The sequence below is a fragment of the Bdellovibrionales bacterium genome, assembly GCA_016714165.1.
Taxonomy (GTDB): Bacteria; Bdellovibrionota; Bdellovibrionia; order Bdellovibrionales; family UBA1609; genus JADJVA01.
Map to the genome: position 1 here is coordinate 864,979 of JADJNU010000001.1, position 20,889 is coordinate 885,867.

The window sequence follows — 20,889 nt, forward strand, 5'->3', positions numbered from 1 at the left end:
TTGATCGAGTTGATGGCCGATCAACTCGATCGGCCACAGCAATGTATTATTTTAAGATGATTCCAAAAGTTACGGTTCTTAATTTTTAAGTCCGTATTCCGATATTTAAAGAGTGAAATTGTCATTGTTAGGAGTCATCATTTTTACGCTGCAGTTGGCAGAGATTCTAACTGATGCCTCAGTGGCTTGGTCACATTCTGAGACGGCCACATCGGAATTAACCCCTGGACGGCCAGCTCAACCAGCGACGAGCTCTCATGCGACAGTTGACTGCCCACCTACTCTGCAAAATTGGATTGAGGATGACTTGACGGATAAAAACTCCTTCTTTTTTGAATACAAGAGCGAAGTAAAAGCATGTCAGAGTCCCGTTGAAGGCTTTCAAAAATATTTAGCAACAAAGGGAGGTATATCCAATTTTCGCGACACTTCCGACTTGAACTCATACCTGAGCAATCGATTTAAGGACAGAATCAATCCAATTTTTGAAACATACCTTTCAAAATGCTCAGGATTCAGCGATGGTCAAAGAAAATTGGCCCAGGTTCGACTCTACAATGCTGCAAGAAAATATGAAGCGGTCAATTCGCTGGTCCTCGATCAAATATCCTACATTGACTCAGTTTTACCGCGTTCAACACCTTTTCTAGACGGAATAGATTGTACCTCCGGCTCATGGCCAGCAATTAAACAAAAATGTGAAGGGCTTAAGAAAGCGGCAGCAACTTGCGAACACGAAAGAAACAACCGTCTATCGGACTTGGTTAAAAAAACTCAGGAAAAGATACCTCAGATAGAAAAGCTGATTTCATTTTATCAGAAATGCTTACAAGGAGACCTCAACTATGATGAGCCTCGGCTTTCAGAACCCAAACCATTGCACAACCCTGGGCTGCCACGACCCAAATCGTATTATAAGGGAGCAGATATAAAAACAAAAGAAGCAAAAGAGAAATGCGAACCCCTTGCTTCAGCCATTGAGCTTCTAAAAAACGACATCCCGTGGATTCGTGGTGAAGAATTTCAGAAAATAGCTGTCAAAGTGAAACCCAGCCGTGGACATGGTTCCTTTAATACTGGATATGATCTTTCGACAGAATCAATTACGAATGCAATTTCCAAACAACTCACAGCCAACCGTGGTGCCCTAGAAAACGGATATAACAGCAATCTGTCGGACTTCAATTGCCTCATTAGTCAAAAATCCTCAGATTCAAAATGCAAATTTGAAGAAATGAGAGGAAGGCTCAACGTTCAACCAGACCTGATTGACTTCGGTAGCACACAAAATACAATAAAAGATCGAGAGGCCAATTCATTTTTTGAAGCAGAGAAGTGCATTCTTGAACGTCATGAAGACCGCCACGAAACTCAGAAGCTCGTTGACAGGATGGCCTTCGATGCCATCATAACTGTAGGGACCTTCGGAATTGGTGAAGCGATAGCCGCCATTAGATTGGGTGGCGCCGCAACCAACTACTCGATTCTCAGGCATCCCCTTCTGTATTTGGGAGGAAGCATCCAATTCAGTACAGTTGTTATGGCGGCAGAAGCAACTAGATCCGCTTGTTCTAATCAGCATAGCAAAGTGATAGAACTAGTTAAAACAACTAACTTGGCAAAAGAAAATGTGTGCTCGACAAATCCATCTCCCTTAGAGCAAGCCAAAGAAGCCGCTAACAATTGCGCTATAGTGGCTCTTCTTAGTGCACCAGCCATAGTTGCTATGCCTGGCTTGGGAAGGGCACTTGGGGCATTCATAGCTCCGCTAAAAAATCTTAAGATTGCAGGACCTAACAATGGAGAAAATGGGGTTACGCTGGTTTTTTGGGATAGCCAGGGACACTTCGACCTCCTTGTAAATCGTAGATTGTATGGAACAAACCCAAAGATTCCCAGTGGACGAACTCTCTCTGAAAAGGACTTTGAGGTGATGGCAAAAATCATTCCGAACGCTTCCACCAAACGATTCAAAATCAGCGTTTCGCCTGACGAACTGAAACAGATAGAGGCAAATGCAATGAAATTTTCAGCAGATTATAGGGAAATGCTAAAAATGAGCTCCAGTGACCGGCTTAAGTATGGTTTCAAAGAATTTTGGAGTGGAAATGGTGTCTTATGTTCTGGTGTTGTTTGTGGGTTAGTTGGCGATGCGACCGGATATTATGTTCCGCGTGTGGTTCGAGAAGTCCCCTACCTAGTCTCTGCCTATTTGAAGGCTCGAAAAATTATGGGTGATTCGCGAATACTCTCCATTGAGACGTCTGGAAAATTCAATCCATTGGCATATCTGAAATCTAGGGACATGAAAGACAATGTGACTATGTTGACCTCAGCTACCGGCACCTATCTCGTTATCAAATATATCACCAAAAATGGCGACGTAAAGGAGGCTGCAGTTGAGATAGAAATTCCAAACAACACCGACAGTCCCATTCCCAAGTAGAGGGCGGGAGCTGAACCTAGGATGTTTTCTTTCTTAGGTTGAGCCCGGTCAATCCTCGGTCTGCGCTGATTCAGACATGAACCTTGCAATCATGACCTGCGGTTATTTATGGAGCAAAAGCCAAACCCAATTCACCTGCTGCTGAACCGTCACGTCCAATCAACATCCTACAAAGAGACCGCTGTCCTCCTGAGGGCCCCGAAGCCTCCTCAACTGGAGGCGGAGGAGCGACCGCCGTGACCGTCACTGCTTCGTCAGCAACAGCTAACACAGCCGTCTCCACAGCAGACGATATGGGACCGTTCACATTGAAACTCAATTTAAGGCCGAACTCTTCCTGCGCTCTTTCGAACATTCTTTTCGTCTTTACGAACTCGACATGACTCCAAGTGAGTTCATGTATTCCCCACTTAAAGCCACCCACCTTTTTCAAAACTTCAGTCAAAGAATGCTCGCTTCCCGTATGGACCATCAAACGAAAGAAAATCTCTTCAGCAGACCTCACAAGTGCATCACGAACCTTTGTTCGGACTTCATAATTTGAACTGCATCCCAAAGTAAATATTGGATTGCGGCAAAGGTCGTAATAAACCAAGGACTCCCGTCAAAATGAGTGTCTTCCGAATATCGCCCAAACAATACCCCCGGCAGAGGAAGGCCACTCACTGAATCAACTCCATACTGATTCACATTGTAACGGTGCCTAAAGTCCTCTCTCAGCCTGTCAAACGTTGCACGCATCAAGGGATGACTGGGTGGATAAATAAAATCTTCTCTCACCTGGGGTAAGTTCATCTCCCAGTACTTGTTCATCGCGATGGAAGTCATTATGACCTGCATATCCAGCCGGGATGCTTTATTTCTAACCGTGCTACCGTCTGGAATCATATAGTATTTAGCCGGAATGAATTCAACACCAGCGCCTATAAAGCGCTCTTCGATCTTGCTGGCCAAATCAACCATGGCAGGTAACAAGATTGATGGATTAAGAGCCACTCGAGCATTCAAAGAAGGATCAAACATCTCAGCAGAAGAGTAGGCTGTGTGCAAACCCCTCAGCATTTCAACTGAAATCGAAAAGTGCGCCTGTGCCTTTTCTTCCTCCCATCGCTCGACTGCAGGATTATCATAATGCTCGACCATGTAATCAATGTTAGGTTTCATCACCGTCAAAATGAGCTTTTGAAGCGGAATATCGACAATCCGCAATTCTCTCATAAGATGTAGAATTTCAGAAAGAGCGATGACCTGCAAAGGTGGCCCGTCATTCTGAGGATAACCCCATTCATTGGGATTGGGCTTACCATCGGGCATGACAAGAGCATGACCTAAATCGTATTTCCCATCCTTAAAATGAATGCTTTGGGCCCTTTCACAAAACTGCACATAGGCCTCCGCAAGGGCCATTTTGCGTTCTGCGGGAAGATAATCCAATTCTCCTTTGGCCATGATTCTAAATACTAACCGCATCGTGATTGCGGCATCGCGAATCCAATTTTTTCGATAGTCCTGCCATTCTTTTCGAACAGGATCCCATTCCCTGCTTGGGGCTGCCAGAACAGCTCCTGGAAGTCCTCTCTGATCTGCTGGACCGTCAAATAAAATCTGATTAGCGCCGACGATATTGTTCAAAATCTGATCCAGAGAGTAAGATAACTGCGCCTTCATATGACGACTCAAACGATCTGAGTGTTTTGAAAGATCAACGCGTCCGCGAGACATGGGGGACTCTTCACTTGCTGTAGCCATCAAGGACAGATTGAGAAAAATATAGGGCACCATGAAGATAACACAAATAGAAAGCAGGCCTTGCCGACGCGATTTACCCATGGAAACCCCCAATTTTGCGTATGGTTGAACTAATCTTACGTAGATGGCCAACGAGGGCCACCACCGAGCGGCTACAGTGGTACCAACCGGGAGGCCAAAATGGAACTATTTTTATTTCTTCTCAGTAATTTTGGTGCGTAAAATCGCTCTGCACGTGTAAAATCGACGCGGCATTTAAATAAATTTACAAGAACTCACTTTCTGAAACCTGTTTCGACGACCAAAGTATCAATCAATAACGAGTGATCAATCAGAAAAGAGACTAACTCCAATTCCTCGCATGATTTTATGGAAAAATTTGATATGGTGGGCGCTCTATGGCGGACGTTCTCTTACAGGTACACAACGGATCCAAGGCCTTTGGTTCTCGAACTCTCTTTGAAAGAGCCAGTTTCGCGGTCAATGAAGGCGAGCATATCGGCGTGATAGGGCCTAACGGCGCTGGAAAAACCACTCTGTTTCGCTGTCTCACTCTCCAAGATCAATTAGACAGTGGCCAAATTATTCGCTCTCATTCTCTGCGACTTGGCTATTTGGCTCAAGAGGAATTCTTAGAGCCTGGTTTAACGGTTTCGCAGTACTGGGAAAACATCTGCCAAATGCCCATCTGGGATCTCAAGAGACTCGGACAAAAGATGGGTCTCACCGATGGCCATCTCTCCTCTCCCATTTCTGCGCTCAGTGGTGGATATCGAATGAGGTGCAAACTCATTGGGCTTATCGGGCAACAGCCGAACCTACTTCTTCTTGATGAACCAACAAATTATTTGGATCTCGAATCTCTTCTTGTTTTAGAGGAATTTCTCCAAAGCTTTGATGGGGCTTTTTACTCATCTCACACGACAGAGAATTTTGCGGCGCACGACAGACCACACACTTGAGGTGGAGGCTGGAGATTTTACAAAGTTCAATGGACATATCGATGACTATTTTGAACAAAAAGCCCTTTTGAGAGAACAGCTTTCTAAGCAAGCCCTGTCTCAAGACGCTAAGCGCAAAACGATCCTTCAATTTGCCGCCCGATTCGGAGCTAAGGCAACCAAGGCCCGCCAAGTTCAGAGTCGGCTAAAGCGACTTGATAAAATGGATTCTATCGAACTCAAACCTATTTTGGTGGGGGCCAGTATTCCCATAGCCCCTCCATTTAGAACGGGCAAAACAGTTCTCTCTGCAGAAGATTTATCTATCGGCTACGGAGACCGAACTATATTATCGGGAATCGAACTCTCCCTTGAACGGGCAGATCACGTCGGAATTGTCGGAGTCAACGGAGCCGGAAAAACAAGTTTATTAAAAGTTCTCGCCGGAGTTATGGCTCCCCTCCGGGGAACTCTGAAATCTGGCCATGGAGTCACTGCAGGCTATTACGCCCAGCATGTCGCAGAGGAGCTCAATCCGACGGATACTGTTTATGAGGCTCTTATGCGAAAAGCCCATCCAGACATCCTGCCCCAGCAAGCAAGAGATTTGGCAGGGGTCCTCTTGTTTTCAGGAACTGATATTGAAAAGCCCATTAAGATTTTGTCGGGAGGCGAGAAGGCGCGCGTCGCACTCGGACAAATCCTCTTAAAGCGATCACCTTTGCTCATTCTGGACGAGCCTACCAATCACTTGGATTTCCACACTGTTGAGGCTCTCACTCAAGCCCTTCAAGCCTATGAAGGGGCGGTCGTCATCGTCAGTCATGATCGAAGCTTTATCAAACGTCTCGCTAAAAAAATTATCGAAATCAAAGATGGCAAGGCATTGCTCTACCCGGGAACTTACGATGAATACGTTTGGAGTCAGAGGCAAGGAATTCTCTCGCTGTCTTCTCATCCATCAAAGTCAACGATGGACCCAGGGCTTGCCGATAAAGCCTCGGCAAACAAGCCGTATTCAACCAACCACATGCCAGAGCACTCCCTGGGTCACTCCTCCAAGCCTAAAGAACAGAAGAAGCTCCTTGAAAAAGAAATTTCTGCCTTCGAAAAGGAGATTTCTCTTCTTCAAAGAAAAATATCCTCAGACGAAAAGCGCTGCATTGAACTGACCGAAAGTTTACACACTTCATCGGGACCAGAGGCCCAAACTAAGATGATAGAGTTAAGTGATCTCGGTGCTCAAATGTCGAGCCTCGAAGAAAAATGGTTTTCGCTCATTGGCCAACTGGAGCAAGCAAAAGAAGATTTGGCCAAACTTCTCCGACGACCTTGAAAGAGCTCGCGATCTGAAAACAAGGCCCAAACTTTTTCACAATAGAAGAAATTATCTGGTAATATGACGCATAGAATGAGCAAATTAACTCTTGAAAACAAGAGAAGATAAGGTGGTCTTATGCATCCTTGGCACGACGTAGCCGTCGGAGAAGACTCTCCGCTTTTTGTAAACGCGATCATAGAAATCCCGAAGGGCTCTAAGGCCAAATACGAACTCGATAAAAGTAGTGGTCTGATCAAGATGGATCGAATCCTCTTCAGCTCCGTTCAATATCCGGCAAACTATGGTTTTATTCCGCAGAGCTACTGCGAAGACAATGACCCTCTGGATATCCTTGTTTTAGGACAGGAGGCGGCAGTCCCTCTGTGTATTATGCGAGCAAAGCCAATTGGAGTCATGAAAATGCTGGACCAGGGCGAAGCCGATGACAAAATCATCTCGGTTCATGCCGACGATCCTGAATATACTCAAATAAATTCTATCAGCGACCTGCCCCCGCACAGAATCAGAGAAATTAGACGTTTTTTTGAGGACTACAAAGCGCTGGAAAATAAAATCGTTAAAGTAGAAGAATTCTTTGATTGCGCCGAGGCTCATCGAGTTATTGAAGCCGCAATCTCTCTATATAAGAATACCGATTTAAAATAAACTAAGGTTATTTTTCTGTGTCCCACCGCACTTCAGGTTAGTACCCTGAATAAAAACATTCACGGGACCCAACCAAGACAGCAAGGTCTCCGGAGGCAGTCGTCACGACTTTCTCCGAATTTAGCGGGAGACAAGATGAGCTTTCTCATTTGAGGACCATTTTGAGACGAGTGTCAGAGAAAAACTGACAGGTGTATGAATTCAAGACAGTCGCACAAAGCTAACTGCCTGATCACAAAGGAACGCGAGCTGTTCGAAAAATTGCACATCCACCCATTGATCAATCACTGGAGGGGTGTAATGAACAAAATTGGCAAATCCTATTACAAAATCGTCGCAATCGCGATAAGTGCTCTATTTCTGACTTTGATTGGTAACCATTGTGGAAAGTTTAGCACCGAGGATTTGCGTCTTTCTGAAGATGGATCCCGCGGCTTTGTTACGGCAAGGTTCTTCCAGGACGATCAAGTCTACGAAAAGGATTTGGCCTTTAGAAATCTTAACGGCTACGCTCTTTTTGAAGACGATATTGTTTTGGGAAAAATTGCCGAACTCAGCACTAAACCCCTTAACTTTGTTCTACCTTCTGCTAAAACGGGAGCTCTTGATTTTGATGAATTCAGCGGAATACAGTCCTTTGCCTTTGCCATTCAAGGCGGGCGACTTTGGACAAAAGGAATCGTGCCCTATGTGATTACATCGGCTGTTTCGGGCGCCGCTGGAAGCGTCAAATCGGCGATGGAGGCGATCACAGGCAACACAGGTATTAAGTTCGTCGAGCGCACCAATGAGGCCGATTACCTGGAATTCGTAAAGTCAGATCAGGCCAACACCTGTGGATCATACGTAGGCCGGCAAGGTGGAGCGCAGCAAGTATTTGTCCAGGCCGGTGGCTGCGGGTTGGCAGCTGACGTACACGAGATACTTCACGCTTTAGGTTTGTGGCACGAACAATCGCGAACGGACCGCGACACTTATATCGAAATTCTATACGAAAATATTGTAGAAGAGTATAAAGATCAGTTTGATATTCTACCTGGTGTTATTCTTGGAGCCTACGATTTCAATTCGATCATGCATTATGGAGTGACGTTTTTCTCCAAAAACGGCAAGGATACCATCCGAAGTCGCAACGGCGAAAAAATTCAACGAGTGCTCCCTATGAGCGGACTCGATGCTTCCGGAGTTCAAGAGCTCTATCGGTCTGAGCTGAGCGGAGGAGGAGGAGGAGGAGGAGGCCAATGTGATCCTGCGACTAAAGGGGGCAGCTGCAATATTGCCAACGGTTCGGGACAGTTGGAAGGACAAACATGTAACACAACAAATCAACAGTGGACAGGTGGGATCTGCCGCGTGAAATCATGCAATAGCGGATTTCAACCTGATACAGCACGAACGGCGTGTGTTACAGCTGGAAGCAATAACGAGGCACCTCGTGGAAACGTTGATCGCATTCTCGACGGTGGAATTCTAGCTGGATGGGCCTATGATCCAAACGATGCGAATGTCAGCATCGCCATACACTACTACATCGATGGTGCACTTGCTGGAGACAATATCGCCAACAAAGTGCGTACAGACGTCAACGACATCGTAAAAATTCCGGGAAACCATGGCTTTGAATTTAGAATCCCTGATAGCTATCGAAATGGTCAGTCCCACACAATCAGAGCCTACGGAATAGATCTTCAGGGGCAAATCAATCCTGAGCTCGGTGCAAAAACCTTCACGCTCGGGACTCAGGTGAAGCCTGTGAGTGCCTCCTTCACCACTACGGGCGGTCGTTTGAAAATTTCCGTTCTCAATGCCGGCCCACGGGGAGAAGTAAAAGTTGATGGCACCATTGATTGGACCAGATTTCTGCCAGAGAAATGGAGCTCCGACGGCAATAACTATTACTTGGATCAACCTCTGAGCAATTACCCTGCAGGATCCGTTTATGTGTTCCACTTTAGAAATCCCGACGTGGCCGGAGAAGCCAGTCTCACAATCAAAATCCCAGATCTAGAAGGCACTGTTCAAAAAAATCAGGCTCCGGTCGGAAACGTAGATGGCTTTTTTGGGGATGGAATCTTGTTTGGATGGGCCTATGATCCAAATGATGCCAACGTCAGCATCGCCATACACTACTACATCGATGGTGCAATTGTGGGAGACAATATCGCCAACAAAAGTCGCACCGACGTCAACGATGCATTAAAAATTCCCGGAAGCCATGGCTTTGAATTTAGAATCCCTGATAGCTATCGAAATGGTCTACCCCACACAATCAGAGCCTACGGAATAGATCTTCAGGGGCAATCCAATCCTGACCTCGGTGCAAAAACCTTCACGCTCGGGACTCAGGTGAAGCCTGTGAGTGCCTCCTTCAGCACATCGGGCGGTCGTTTGAAAATTTTCGTTCTCAATGCCGGCCCACGGGGAGAAGTAAAAGTCGATGGTTCTTTTGATTGGACCAAATTCCTGCCAGAAAAATGGAGCTCCGACGGCAATAACTATTACTTGGATCAACCTCTCAGCAATTACCCTGCAGGATCCGTTTATGTGTTCCACTTTAGAAATCCTGACGTGGCTGGAGAAGCTGCTATTACGGTAAGAATTCCTTAGTCTGGATGCGATTGCTTGCTTATTCATTTTCATCTGAAAGAAATTCCTGGCACCCGTCCAGGAATTTTCTCAAAACCACTTTTTCAATTTTCTCAACACCTGAGCCTTTTTTACTGACGATCCACATCTTGATTTTACCAGTGGGCCATTCCATTATGAGATAGAATGTTTTTGTAAGCTGATCTCTTCCTCCAAAATACATGTTTCCGACATACACCATGCTCTCATGATCAACAAAACCAAGATTCCTATTCCCTCTTTTCAGACGCTCTTCATTGTAATAGGCTTTATAAGTACTGTAAAACTCTCCCGCCGCCTTCAGTGGTCTGAGCTCGATATCTTGAATGCTTCCACCAGCCAAGCCAATCCCTGCTTTCAGCTCCATCTCGCCATTTCGATCTCTGGCGATCTCCTTTACGTGTAAGACCAATCGAATTTGATCTCTTCCAGAATTAACTAAATATTCGTTAACGTAACTCGACAAAGCGCTATCCGAAAAGCTAGCCACCTGATGGTTCACCACGAGGCGCTCCTCCGGAGATCCTTGAGGCTTATCAAAGGGCCTTGGAGTTTTTGAAAATTCAAGTTTTCCGCTTTCAAATTTCTCATTGCCCATTCCAGATCGGCTCACCACCCACAGATTGATGTCACTGGAAGGCCAGTCCACGAACAAAAAATACTCCTTTGTGATCTTGTTCTTTCCTCCAAAGTAATGGCTGCCCACCATCACGCTATCCTGGGAAATCTGAAGGTCCTTTTTTTTTTGCCCTCTCCTTTTTCTGTTATATTCTTGAAGGCTTTGATCCAGGACTTCTCGGTAGTGATGCCTCTCACTTCCACCTCCAGTCAAGGCCTTCAGAGTGATTGGAAAGGCTCTATGCCCAACTTGTCTGAGACTGCTGGTGATCTCTACTTCACCATTTCTATCATTTGCTACTTGTCTGATCTCCAGCTCCCATCTCATACGGGCTGGATCACGAGCGTAAAGGATGCTCCCTGCACGTGCTGACAGGGTTTGAAAGGCGAAGGCCCTGACTTCCTTGGCGCTGAATTCTCTCACAGACGGCCTGTCAAAATTATCTGAATGATCTGAAGAAAGATCCAAAGGGGAATCTGCAGAGCAGATCTGAGTAGCCGTAAACAAAAATACAAAGGGCCACAAGAACACATTCCATAAAAATGACCCACTCAAGCTCATTATTCTTCCCAACAAAAGCGCCTCAAAGCATTTTATTGGTCGATCGAATGCACTTTCTGGGCCAAAGACTATCTAACAAGCATCCATTGAAAATTGAGACTCAATCCAATGCAAAGGACTTTTAAACGCGTTGACGAGATAACGGGCTCTTTGATCATAATAAGAATCTGAAGAAGCTCCGGCTTCCAAATACTCAATGAGTAAAAAACCAGCCTTTTAAATGAGTTCCTTTCCCTTCTCTTTAAAAGAGCCATGAAAGACCGAAGTGATTAAAACATCGGAGGAAAAGGGGTTGAAATACTTCTCGATGGTTGGCATAAATGGTCTCTTTATCATCAAACCTCGCATGTACCTCCACTCCTTAAATCCGGAAAAAAGAGATTCAATATTGAAAAAATTCCCCAATTCATATTTTTCAAACCCTTCTCATCGAAGACTGAAGAGATATTTGTTCCAAATTTAGGCCCCGAAGATGGACCTCCCATATAAATTGCCTCATGACCTCTTTTCTTGATGAGTTGACCTAAGAGGGGTGTCAGCAAAAAATTTCGATCCAGCACGCATGTTTCATGCGCAGGTATGTGGCAATCATAGCCTTTGCTTGCTGATCAAAACTTTCGGAGAATAGCAAGAAACCTAGTTCGTAGGCCTCTTGAACAGAAAGAGCTTCGCCCGAAAACACTCTCTCAGCCCCCTCATTTCTGATTGATGCGGGTATTGCATTCAATTACGCCCCTAAGAATACAATCAAAAGAGATGTGCGCAATCAAAAATAATAACGCAATCCAATCGAAATATCGGGTTCGCCCTTAGTGATCTGTGTGACATATTGAGTGTAGGAAAGCTGTCCCACTAACTCCAAGGCAAGAAAATCAAATGATTTTGTCAGTCCACCAACTAACCGAGGACCTACCAGGTATTCTTCCTCTAGATCCGGGTCGTTTTCAGTCCTAAAACCAACTCCGCCTCCCCAAAACCAACCAAATTCAAGGCTCATAACTTCGAGTGAACTAGGATGAATCCACAGATAATCCGCCCAAGTACGAATATTTTGTACTCCCTTCATCTCCATAGCCACGGCTGCTTCTATTGTATTCACTGATGACCATGCATAGGAAGCCGACACACCTAGGCTTGTGCCCAAAGTTGCTCCAAATCCTATGTCGCCCTTTTCTTTAGAATACTGGTAACGACTCTCATACTCGGCGAGCGCCGACAATGTCGCTACAGATACAATAAGAGTGCAGACTGCCTTTATTATCGCTATTTTTCTTATCCCTGAATACATTTAAAACTCCTTTTCAATTGGTAACAATCCAAGACAGTCAACAGCAAGAGTCATTCCCAACACAGACGATGCCCTACAGCAAAGGGATTGGCGCTTAAGAAAGTCGCGCCTATATTTTTTGCCAAATGCGTGCCCATTATCGCCAAGCCTCTGGCATTTGGATTTTCTGCCAAATCTGATCCAAATATCTAAACCATATTTGAGACCTGATGAAAGACGTCTTGGATCTCGTCCCTATCTGAGATCACCTTGAGCCCTTTCCTTTTTTCATTAAACAATCAAAGCTCATAATTTCAATTCAACTTCTGATCCTTTCTTGGTAATAGCAGCAGTCCTTCCCTCATACAGAAGCTATATCCGTAACCCAAAGACTCTCATTCACACCATGAATTCGAGTCCAACAACATAAATTGGTGAGACACAGATGATAGATTTGAAGATAGCTTTTGGTCGCCTCGTCCTATTCATGGCCTCTCTGGCCGTTGCTCAAAGTTCAATTGTCGAGGCTGCGTGCACATATGAGCTCAAAAATTCATATGATATTTCACGGTGGAAGAAATCTGTTGATTCTGCATCAGGATCGGAAGAGCTCTCGCCTCCGGCCCTCTTCAGACAGGAAAAAATTAAGCCTCCCATGGGTCTAAAAGAAGACCAAATGAATCTACTTTTAAAAATGCTCAAAGACAGTCCATATTTGCAAGCATTTGACGTCTTTGTAATTTACGGAAGCCGAGTTCATTTTGACTTCGGCTCAAAACCTTCCACTATCAGCGACCTCGATATCGCAACTATCCCAAAAGACCCTTCCGCCGTTTCGCCAGAAACATATAAAGAAGCCAGGAAGACTGCGAGCGAACTTTCAGCGGCCCTTAAGGTCATGATCACATTCGATTTGCGCGCCAATCAGAGTTTTTCCGATCTCATTCAGAATCCTGATTTTTTAACCCCTCCGCCGTCGAGGAATATGTCCTTGCCTGGAAGGAGTTTCAAGCCAGCCCAGAGGCCAAGCTCAATCATGCTCTGATGGTCAAAAAAGCTTGGCAGACCTTTTTGCAAGAACGAGGACTTGGAACCTGGTTCACAAAAAATTCAATCGTGATTTTTCGCGACGACGAAGCTGCGGAAAGGTGGGCTCCTGTGCTGAAGTCTAAGGGCTTCCACAATTGGACCCCGCTCCCCTGAGTAACTCAAGAACTGGCCTTCCTGATTATTGTTCCCAATTTCAACTGTGCCATGGACGCAAAAAATTCACCGTTTATAAAAATTCACCGTTTATATATACCAGATTACCAGATTACCAGATTACCAGAAATTCCATCCCTCATTTGCATCCCATCATAGATTAATTACAGATTACAGTTAGTCTTACCATTATCTAAGCTTCCCTCCTATGCTCTGGCATGGCTAAAAAGGGAATCTAGCAAGTTTGAATCAACAACTAAAGACCTAGAGTCAATAGCGACAATAGGTCTGCTAAGGGAGAAACAATGAAAAAAGCTCTTTTTATTTTGGCTGGCCTCGTTCTCAGCTCTGCTGCACTCGCTGATGTGGAGGTTGAATTGCTCAACTGCGCACGAACTGATGTCATGGGCGCACCAAATTATATCGTCAAACAGGTCGCGGGGGCACCAAATATTCCCAATAGCTCCTTCTGGACTATCATTGAAAAACCGCTCAACCCAATGGCCCAAGCCAAGGTTGAAACTTTCGCTGGTGATGGCCGAGTTGTCCACATTGGAAATCGAGGTGCTCAAGCTTTTATTCTTTCAGCTGATCTCGGCAGATCCGGCTACGCCCACCTTTATTACGACCCGGAAACTAAAAAATCTCTCATTGATATCTCCACCATGCCTATTTCAACAAATGGCCCCCCGACGGCATATTCTTGTACCACAGCCGGCCACTATGACATCCAGTAACTACTAAAATTACTACGACAATGCGCTATAAAACTCTGAGATATCATTTAAGTCTCAGAGTTCTTTATTTCAGTGAGCTTTTGCCAAGATTTTTTGGCATGACCTTTGTAGTATTATAGTTCGTCTCCATCGCCAGTGTCATTTCGACTCCGATGGAAACGGGGATTCAATAATACAAGGGGGATAAACTTATGAAAAACATGAAAAGGTCACTTCTTTTTGTTCTGTCGGCGATTTCGCTCATTCTCATTCTAACTCAAGAAAGCAAAGCCCGTGGAGCCGGCGATTTTTTTGATATCATTGACACCATCCGCGATCACCGAGATGGCCACAGACCACTTCCTCCCGACAGGCCTTTTCCGGGACGTCCTGGTCATCCTGCCGATGATTTCGACTGCCAGGTTGTGGATCGAGGACACGAGGAACACTACGGTGGCCATGATTCTTGCCGGTCTTGCCTTCGAGAACACGGAGATTGCGTTGAAAGATGCGAAGGCTCCTCTTATCGATGCGTGGCTCAAGGACACGATGGGCGTGGTCATTTCTATAACAGTGCTCCTGGATTTGGCTCCTCCGAAAGAGAAGCTGCCCGCGACGCCATCTTCCAATGCAGAGACGAACGCCTTCTTGGCTGTCGCGTAGTTCAATGCAACAGGGGCCGTGGCGAAGTTGTTACTCGGTCATGCGGTCGGCGCTGATGCACTATCGTATTGAATGAATCGATACTGGGCCGGCCCCTTCTCGGGTCGGCCTTTATACTTTGTGATAGCAGAATAGAAAATCACACTTTTCACTCACTTCGATCTAGCTGCTTCTTCAGCTTCTTTAAAAATACCGGGTCCTCCAAAAGTGCTCTCTGAATTTCGCTAAGATTCATAGCGCCGGTGGCTTTTTGCCCCAATAGATCAGCTTGCGCCAAAACATCGATACTATGAACAATTCGGGTAGAACCTTCCCAGACTTCAATGAAATCCTGAGAATAACCAACTCTAACTTCGCGGGTAAACGGCAAAAGAGCTTCTGCAGCGGCACAATTCTTCTCTCCATGAATAACCATGTCGGTAAAAACGTTTGATAGATCTTGACCTCCCGCCATGCCGCCCAGATGCAGTGTTAGGGTGCATACCTTTGACAAAAACCCCCATCGCTCGACCTCAACCAAAATACCGTTTCGAGAGCCATCGGGACTGTAGGTTCCAAAACGCCCCTCTGTCTTTGGCACTTCGATTTTCTCAAAAGGCGGAGATGAATCGCTTGGTTCAACATCCTTAATGTCGGTGATCAGCCAGTGGGTGTCGTTCCAAACAGGATTTAGGGGGTAAGGATATTCATAAATAAAAACATAGGTCTTATTGAGATCTAGTGAGCGAAATTTCTCTAGCACAGAGTTAGACTTAGTTGAAAACGAACTGTTCAACCCGAGATATTTATCGTGCCCCTCTATAGCCCCATAACTGATCTCAAGTTCCATCGTTCCAAGTCCATAAAACATCCCCTTGTCCTCAGAAGACTTAAGAGGTCGACCAAGGAAGCATCCGTTCGACCAATAAGTACCGTGAGGTTCAATTTCCTGATCAGCTCGACCGACGAGGGAAGTGGCAAGGACAAAAACAAGAGCACTCAGAAACCACAATATTTTTCCGCTCATTTTCATAAAACTCCTCCACCGAATTCACCTAGATTAAATGATTAAATATTTGGCAGATCGGTAGCATGCGGCTTCGTCCTCTGTCCACAAAAAGTCGGTACATCGGTAAAAATACACTGCCCCATCGCGCACCATATTGTGGACGATATTCTATTATTTACCCATACCGATCGGCTCCAGTCATATTCGTTGAGATCCGCACCAGCCCTTTGTGCGGCCCGAATCAACGAAACAACCAAAAGCAAATAAGTGACAGCGACACTTGCCTTTTTCGTTATATTTCCCCCAATTGATTTTTATAATTCCAGATAATTTCCGGACAACATTTGTGAAGTGTAGCGAGTTACATTTCTATAGAAAAGGTCAACTTAACTCGAACGACCTCATTGTGTTCGCCCAAAAAGCAAAACTGAGTACAAAAGGTGAAAGTCTCGCAAAAAATACCCTGAACACAATAATCCTGGTCTTAAATTTGATCATATGGGATATGTGCCCTACTTAGAAGGAATTCGTGCATTGAAAATTCATAACAAAAAAACCTAAAAAACCATAAAGGAAAACAAATGAAAAAAATTCTGTTGGGTCTTTTAATTACTCTTGCCGGAAAATCCGTCTTCGCAGAGGAGGTCGGCGCATTTAGTATGGGTTCCAGGGGCTGGAACATCCTGAGTAGCAATCGACTAAAGGTATTGGCGTTTCCAGATCCAATTGTATCTGGAGCAACCTGTTTTGTTTCGACCGTGGAAGCAACTGGTCTGACTTTTTCAAGTGACCCTTCAGATTCAAGTATTGCCTGCCGACAAACGGGTCCAATATCTGAAAGCGATTTGAGTAAAATCGAAAAAAATCCTGAAGGAGAAGATATTTTCTCGGTCGATAAAGGTGGCTTTAATAAGAAATTTCTTAACCTTTTTAAGGAACTGAATGTCAGAAGAATCTATGATAGGAAAAATAACACTTTGCTATACGTCACTTACACGACTAAGCTCATCGAAGGACATGTTAAGAATTCGCTCAGCGCAATCACGCTATACAACAACAAGTAGGTCACGGAAAAATTGAAGTGATAGAGTCGAAAGTCGGCCGTGAGCATATTTTTGTGCCCGGCCACTTCTGAGGCAATCATCTTTGAGTCGCTGTGTTTTTTGAGTGGGCCGCCTGGTTTTTTGAAGAAGCGAAAGCGTCTGAAATTCTGCATTCCAAAGACGGAACGGCCCACAGCACTGCCCGCTTTTGATAAAGAGAAAAAGATCTCCGCGACAAGAAGCTCTCTCGCAAAGAGACCCAATTTAAAACCAGTTTGTAAAATATTTATTTTTGGTAAGGTTTTGAGTGATCTTTTCTTTTTTACCATCTAAATGTGGTCTCTTGTCCGGTCTCCGTTCTTCCTAATTGGCACACCAATTGCTCTGAGGTAACCTCCAACTATGGGTATTTTTGTATCTTCTATTTTTTTCAATTCCAGACTGAGAAATTTTACTAGACTCATCAATAGCGCACTCAATCGAACTCCCGAAATACTGTCTATTGCGATCATATGCTGGACCGGACCAGGATGGAGTGAAACTGTCAGCTGTCAAAAGTCAGTTCTTGCTAGGGATTTCTACGGCAAGCCACCCGTTCGAATTCGATTTGTTTGCTCCGATGGCATGTGTATTTCCCCGCGATGGGAACTCGTGGTTCGGAAACTCCTTGCAAGACGCCGTGTCGATAACGTGGTTGTGAGCCACATCAGCATGCAGGATTCAACTCCTGAGCAAATCCTGAGTGGCCAGGACGTGGTGATTTTATTGATCCGTCCAAAGGATCCGTATCTTGACGACTTCCTGGAATACTATGCCTGGGCCGCCGATGCATCTGAAGGTCGCAGCATCAAGGTACTCAAATTAACCGAGGGATCCCCCGAACTGGAGGATGTTCGTAGAATTATTGATGACGGTATTGACGACATCTACACAGCTTTCTACTTGTATTTGGCTGTACATGTTTTGCCACACAGAATGCACCATTCTTCGCCGTATCGAATCCAATAGCAAAAATAATCCCCGGCCTTGCTCCGTCTCATAGTGAGACGAAAGGTGCTAGAATTTTAACTTTTTGTCGATTTTCTATGGATTAGGTTTCTACAATTTGAAATTAGAGATATGATTGTGGGACGTGGTTTAGCTCTGCTGTGGGTGCGTCAAACTCGGACATGAAGTTGATAGACCGTTCTTCTGCGTAAGTCCTAAAAATTTGAATACTAAAAATAAATTGGCTCAAACCGATTTGCGAATGCTCCTCTTCGGGATGTTGGCCAAAAAAAGGGATGGCAGGTAAGGACGATGAGATTATTAAAATCAAGAAAAAATAGAAGGCAGTTGGGACAGCAGTTTGTTGCAGCTCTTTTTACGCTCGGATTGGCGGGCTCACCTTTTGGCCACACTGCCACGGGGGGCGGATGGACGGAAGGAAGCGGAGTAGATCCGCGATCCACCCCCCCGAAACCAACCCCTGCTGCACCTGCGACACCAGCAGTCCCTGCTGCGACCCCCGCCACTGCACCTACCGTAGCGGCAAACCCTGCGCCGGCCACTCCCCCCTCAGGGGGCGGCGGCGGAGATGATCCTGGTTGCAGTAAGGCCTTTGATGCGCTTTCAAAACACTGCTTCACCACGGCAGTAACAAATGATGCACAAGCGCAGGCCGGAGTCGGTTCCTTGGATCAATCTCCTGGCAACATCCACGGGGCGGCTGGGACTCAGGAGACAGCTGCGCGCATAGGCCAAAGCGCTAATGCCGGAACTTCGGCTGCTTGCGCTGAAACCCTGAAAAAATGTGAAGATGCCTGCGGGAAGGCAGCTACTGAACACAAGAGCAGAGGGAACGCTTACAGAAACGCTAATCAGCCAACTCTCGCAATGCAGCAAGACACCTATGCCAATACCGCCCAGGCTCACATTGAAAGCTGTAGAAAGAACATGGGCACTGTCGTAGCTGAAACCGGCATAAGTGCCACAACACTTGGCCTTGCGGCGGCCGCTGCTGGTGGGATTTTTCTTCTTACCAAAAGTGGGAAAAAAGACAGCGGTTCTTCCAGCGGCGACACCACCAATCCCGACGATCCTACCTCGGTGGATCCTATTAGCACCGACCCGGACTCTGGATTTCAAACTTATGATGATATGCTTGAGTACTGGACCACCAACCATTGCGTGGCCGTCTTATCGGATAAAATTAGTGCATCTGAGGATATAAAGTCAAAATGCTCAGTCATCTCTAAGGATCCAAGCTTTAGCACCTCATTGGCTTCTCTGGGCACTTGCTCGGATGTAGACAATTACGGCCGCCCTGATTGTTTCGATAGACTTAATAATTATTGCCTCCAGGTCCCAGCTGAAAGCCGATCTGCTGATCCAACATGCGCGGGCTTTTGTGTTTCAAAGCCACAGGCGGATTCCTGCACTTACCCTGTGGGATACATGACCCCGGGTGGAGTCCCAACAATTCAACCGATAGATCAAAACGCAACAACAGATCAGACATCTTCTTCTGGCTCGCCATTCAACACTGGAACAACCACTTCTTATTACCCGCGCGCTCAGCAATCACCTACAGGCACACCTGGATACGTCTCATCAGCAGCACGCGGCACACCGGGCTACGTCTCCTCAACACAAAGCCAACCTGGCTACGCAATGAGCCCCAGAGTTGGAGTTCCTAATTCCGGAACAAGAACATTGGCTTCTGCCGGACAACCAGACTGTTCGTCCTCACAAATGCTGAACAAGCCTGAGTGTGAGGCGCCGATGACCAAGTATTGTTCCCAATATGGGTCTCAGGGTAAAGGCTGCTCAGAGTTCTGCAAAACGCATAAAGGCGTATGCAAGAAATAGGAAGGGGCGGTTTGAAAGTGAGGGGGGATGCTAGAAAATGGGGAATCGCGGCTATGCCGTTAGACAAGGGAAGCGTCAAAAAGGATTCTTGATTGTCCTGTTCTTCGGGATGCCACTGTCCGCCCACGCACAAGGCACAAGCGATCCGGGCTGCGAGAGCACCTATCAGAAAATGACGACTGCTTGCCTGGCAACTAAAAGTGCGCAAGAGGCTGCGGCTAGCTCTGCCATCACGACAATGGGATTCCAACAAAGCACTTCAATCCACCCAAACGCCAATATTGAAAAAGCTGCCAGCCAGACTGGACAGGCCGCAAGCGCCAACATCGGGTCGGCCTGCGAATCTGCTCGTGTGGTTTGCGTGAAATTTTGCGGAGAACAAATAAAATTCCATAAGGCTGAAGCTGATCGATATTTGCAAATGAAACCGCCATCCTCACAGGCTGCAAAGGCCCAAATGGATTATGCCTACATTGCGAACGACCACATGGCCTCTTGCAATACAAACCTTGGAACCATTGCAAGCACTTCGAATACTTTGGCCTGGACTTTGGGGGGCGCCGCCGTTTTGGCCGGCGCAGTGGCACTCGCAACCAAAAGCGGAGGAAGCGGAGATGACGCCACCAGCGGCGGTAGCGGAAATCCAGAAACCGAATCGGATTCATCCACATCTCAAAGCATGAGTACAGATCCCACCTCGCCCGAGAGCAATAGCACAGGGACTGGGACTGGCAGCCCCTCAAACCCAACAGCTACAGCGGGTAGAGCGAATGTCCTGCCTCTCTCAACTAAATTAGGAGATTGGGTGGATTCGACAAATTTCTCAAAACCCGCTTGCTTTGATTCAATCAATGATTACTGTCTAGAGATAGTTTCCAGTAGCCGCTTGAGTGATTCGATTTGCTCAGGATTCTGCAAACAAATCCCTCATGCAGACTCCTGCCACTACACTCTCAGCTACAACCACCCCGTCAACCAACAAGTGGCTATGAGACCAAGACTGGGGTCTCATACTCAAACAGGGACAGTTTTTAGAACCCAAGCTCTCGATTGTTCAGATTCCCAAATGGTAAATACTTCTGCGTGTCTTGCGCCAATGACAAAATATTGCGCTCAGTATGGCACACAAGGGAAAGGCTGCACGGAGTTCTGCAAAACACATAAAAATATTTGCAAATCATAAACAAGAACAGGAACAGGGATAAGAATAAGAATAAGAATAAGAATAAGA

General features: G+C 45.9%; 17 protein-coding genes. 12 read left to right on the plus strand and 5 right to left on the minus strand.

The window, feature by feature from the left end; translation table 11 throughout:
• The first annotated feature begins 118 nt into the window (after window positions 1-118).
• Window positions 119-2,446: a hypothetical protein gene (locus tag IPJ71_03805; protein ID MBK7842809.1), complete on the plus strand. Its 2,328-nt coding sequence runs from the start codon at window positions 119-121 to the stop codon at window positions 2,444-2,446.
• Between the two features lie 106 nt (window positions 2,447-2,552).
• Here the strand turns inward: IPJ71_03805 and IPJ71_03810 are convergent, their stop codons facing one another.
• Together IPJ71_03810 and IPJ71_03815 are read right to left on the minus strand one after the other, a co-directional pair.
• Window positions 2,553-2,951 (minus strand): hypothetical protein, encoded by a 399-nt coding sequence (locus IPJ71_03810; GenBank protein ID MBK7842810.1) that lies wholly within the window; start codon window positions 2,949-2,951, stop codon window positions 2,553-2,555.
• Window positions 2,948-4,276: a hypothetical protein gene (locus IPJ71_03815; protein ID MBK7842811.1), complete on the minus strand. Its 1,329-nt coding sequence runs from the start codon at window positions 4,274-4,276 to the stop codon at window positions 2,948-2,950. Before IPJ71_03815 ends, IPJ71_03810 begins: the two co-directional genes overlap by 4 nt.
• Before the next feature lie 317 nt (window positions 4,277-4,593).
• Here IPJ71_03815 and IPJ71_03820 point away from each other — a divergent pair, with 317 nt between their 5' ends.
• The 4 genes from IPJ71_03820 to IPJ71_03835 all read left to right on the plus strand — a co-directional run bounded on the left by IPJ71_03820 (window position 4,594) and on the right by IPJ71_03835 (window position 9,730).
• Window positions 4,594-5,157: an ABC-F family ATP-binding cassette domain-containing protein gene (locus tag IPJ71_03820; GenBank protein ID MBK7842812.1), complete on the plus strand. Its 564-nt coding sequence runs from the start codon at window positions 4,594-4,596 to the stop codon at window positions 5,155-5,157.
• Complete coding sequence (locus tag IPJ71_03825) at window positions 5,093-6,472, plus strand: ABC-F family ATP-binding cassette domain-containing protein (GenBank protein MBK7842813.1); 1,380 nt, start codon at window positions 5,093-5,095, stop codon at window positions 6,470-6,472. Before IPJ71_03820 ends, IPJ71_03825 begins: the two co-directional genes overlap by 65 nt.
• A gap of 120 nt (window positions 6,473-6,592) precedes the next feature.
• Window positions 6,593-7,123, plus strand: a complete 531-nt coding sequence (locus IPJ71_03830; GenBank protein ID MBK7842814.1) for an inorganic diphosphatase — start codon at window positions 6,593-6,595, stop codon at window positions 7,121-7,123.
• Window positions 7,124-7,423: 300 nt separating this feature from the next.
• A complete protein-coding gene (locus IPJ71_03835) occupies window positions 7,424-9,730 on the plus strand; it encodes a M12 family metallopeptidase (GenBank protein MBK7842815.1) in 2,307 nt (768 codons plus the stop codon).
• 19 nt (window positions 9,731-9,749) lie between these two features.
• On the opposite strand, the gene IPJ71_03840 is transcribed toward IPJ71_03835, so the two are convergent.
• Window positions 9,750-10,928, minus strand: a complete 1,179-nt coding sequence (locus IPJ71_03840; protein MBK7842816.1) for a hypothetical protein — start codon at window positions 10,926-10,928, stop codon at window positions 9,750-9,752.
• Between the two features lie 766 nt (window positions 10,929-11,694).
• Window positions 11,695-12,216 (minus strand): hypothetical protein, encoded by a 522-nt coding sequence (locus tag IPJ71_03845; protein ID MBK7842817.1) that lies wholly within the window; start codon window positions 12,214-12,216, stop codon window positions 11,695-11,697.
• A gap of 424 nt (window positions 12,217-12,640) precedes the next feature.
• On the opposite strand from IPJ71_03845, the gene IPJ71_03850 reads away from it, so the two are divergent.
• The 3 genes from IPJ71_03850 (at window position 12,641) to IPJ71_03860 (ending at window position 14,833) form a co-directional block, all read left to right on the plus strand.
• Window positions 12,641-13,240: a hypothetical protein gene (locus tag IPJ71_03850; protein ID MBK7842818.1), complete on the plus strand. Its 600-nt coding sequence runs from the start codon at window positions 12,641-12,643 to the stop codon at window positions 13,238-13,240.
• Window positions 13,241-13,703: 463 nt separating this feature from the next.
• Entirely contained in the window at window positions 13,704-14,135 is a 432-nt protein-coding gene (locus IPJ71_03855) for a hypothetical protein (protein MBK7842819.1), read from the plus strand.
• A 191-nt stretch (window positions 14,136-14,326) separates the two neighbouring features.
• Window positions 14,327-14,833: a hypothetical protein gene (locus tag IPJ71_03860; GenBank protein ID MBK7842820.1), complete on the plus strand. Its 507-nt coding sequence runs from the start codon at window positions 14,327-14,329 to the stop codon at window positions 14,831-14,833.
• 92 nt (window positions 14,834-14,925) lie between these two features.
• Here IPJ71_03860 and IPJ71_03865 read toward each other — a convergent pair whose 3' ends face one another.
• Window positions 14,926-15,783, minus strand: coding sequence for a hypothetical protein (locus IPJ71_03865; GenBank protein MBK7842821.1), 858 nt, complete (start codon window positions 15,781-15,783; stop codon window positions 14,926-14,928).
• 563 nt (window positions 15,784-16,346) lie between these two features.
• Between IPJ71_03865 and IPJ71_03870 the strand changes: the two genes are divergently transcribed.
• The 4 genes from IPJ71_03870 (at window position 16,347) to IPJ71_03885 (ending at window position 20,841) form a co-directional block, all read left to right on the plus strand.
• Window positions 16,347-16,829 (plus strand): CreA family protein, encoded by a 483-nt coding sequence (locus IPJ71_03870; protein MBK7842822.1) that lies wholly within the window; start codon window positions 16,347-16,349, stop codon window positions 16,827-16,829.
• 381 nt (window positions 16,830-17,210) lie between these two features.
• Entirely contained in the window at window positions 17,211-17,816 is a 606-nt protein-coding gene (locus IPJ71_03875) for a hypothetical protein (GenBank protein MBK7842823.1), read from the plus strand.
• Between the two features lie 291 nt (window positions 17,817-18,107).
• Entirely contained in the window at window positions 18,108-19,658 is a 1,551-nt protein-coding gene (locus tag IPJ71_03880; protein MBK7842824.1) for a hypothetical protein, read from the plus strand.
• 37 nt (window positions 19,659-19,695) lie between these two features.
• Window positions 19,696-20,841, plus strand: a complete 1,146-nt coding sequence (locus IPJ71_03885) for a hypothetical protein (GenBank protein MBK7842825.1) — start codon at window positions 19,696-19,698, stop codon at window positions 20,839-20,841.
• The last annotated feature ends 48 nt before the right edge of the window (window positions 20,842-20,889 follow it).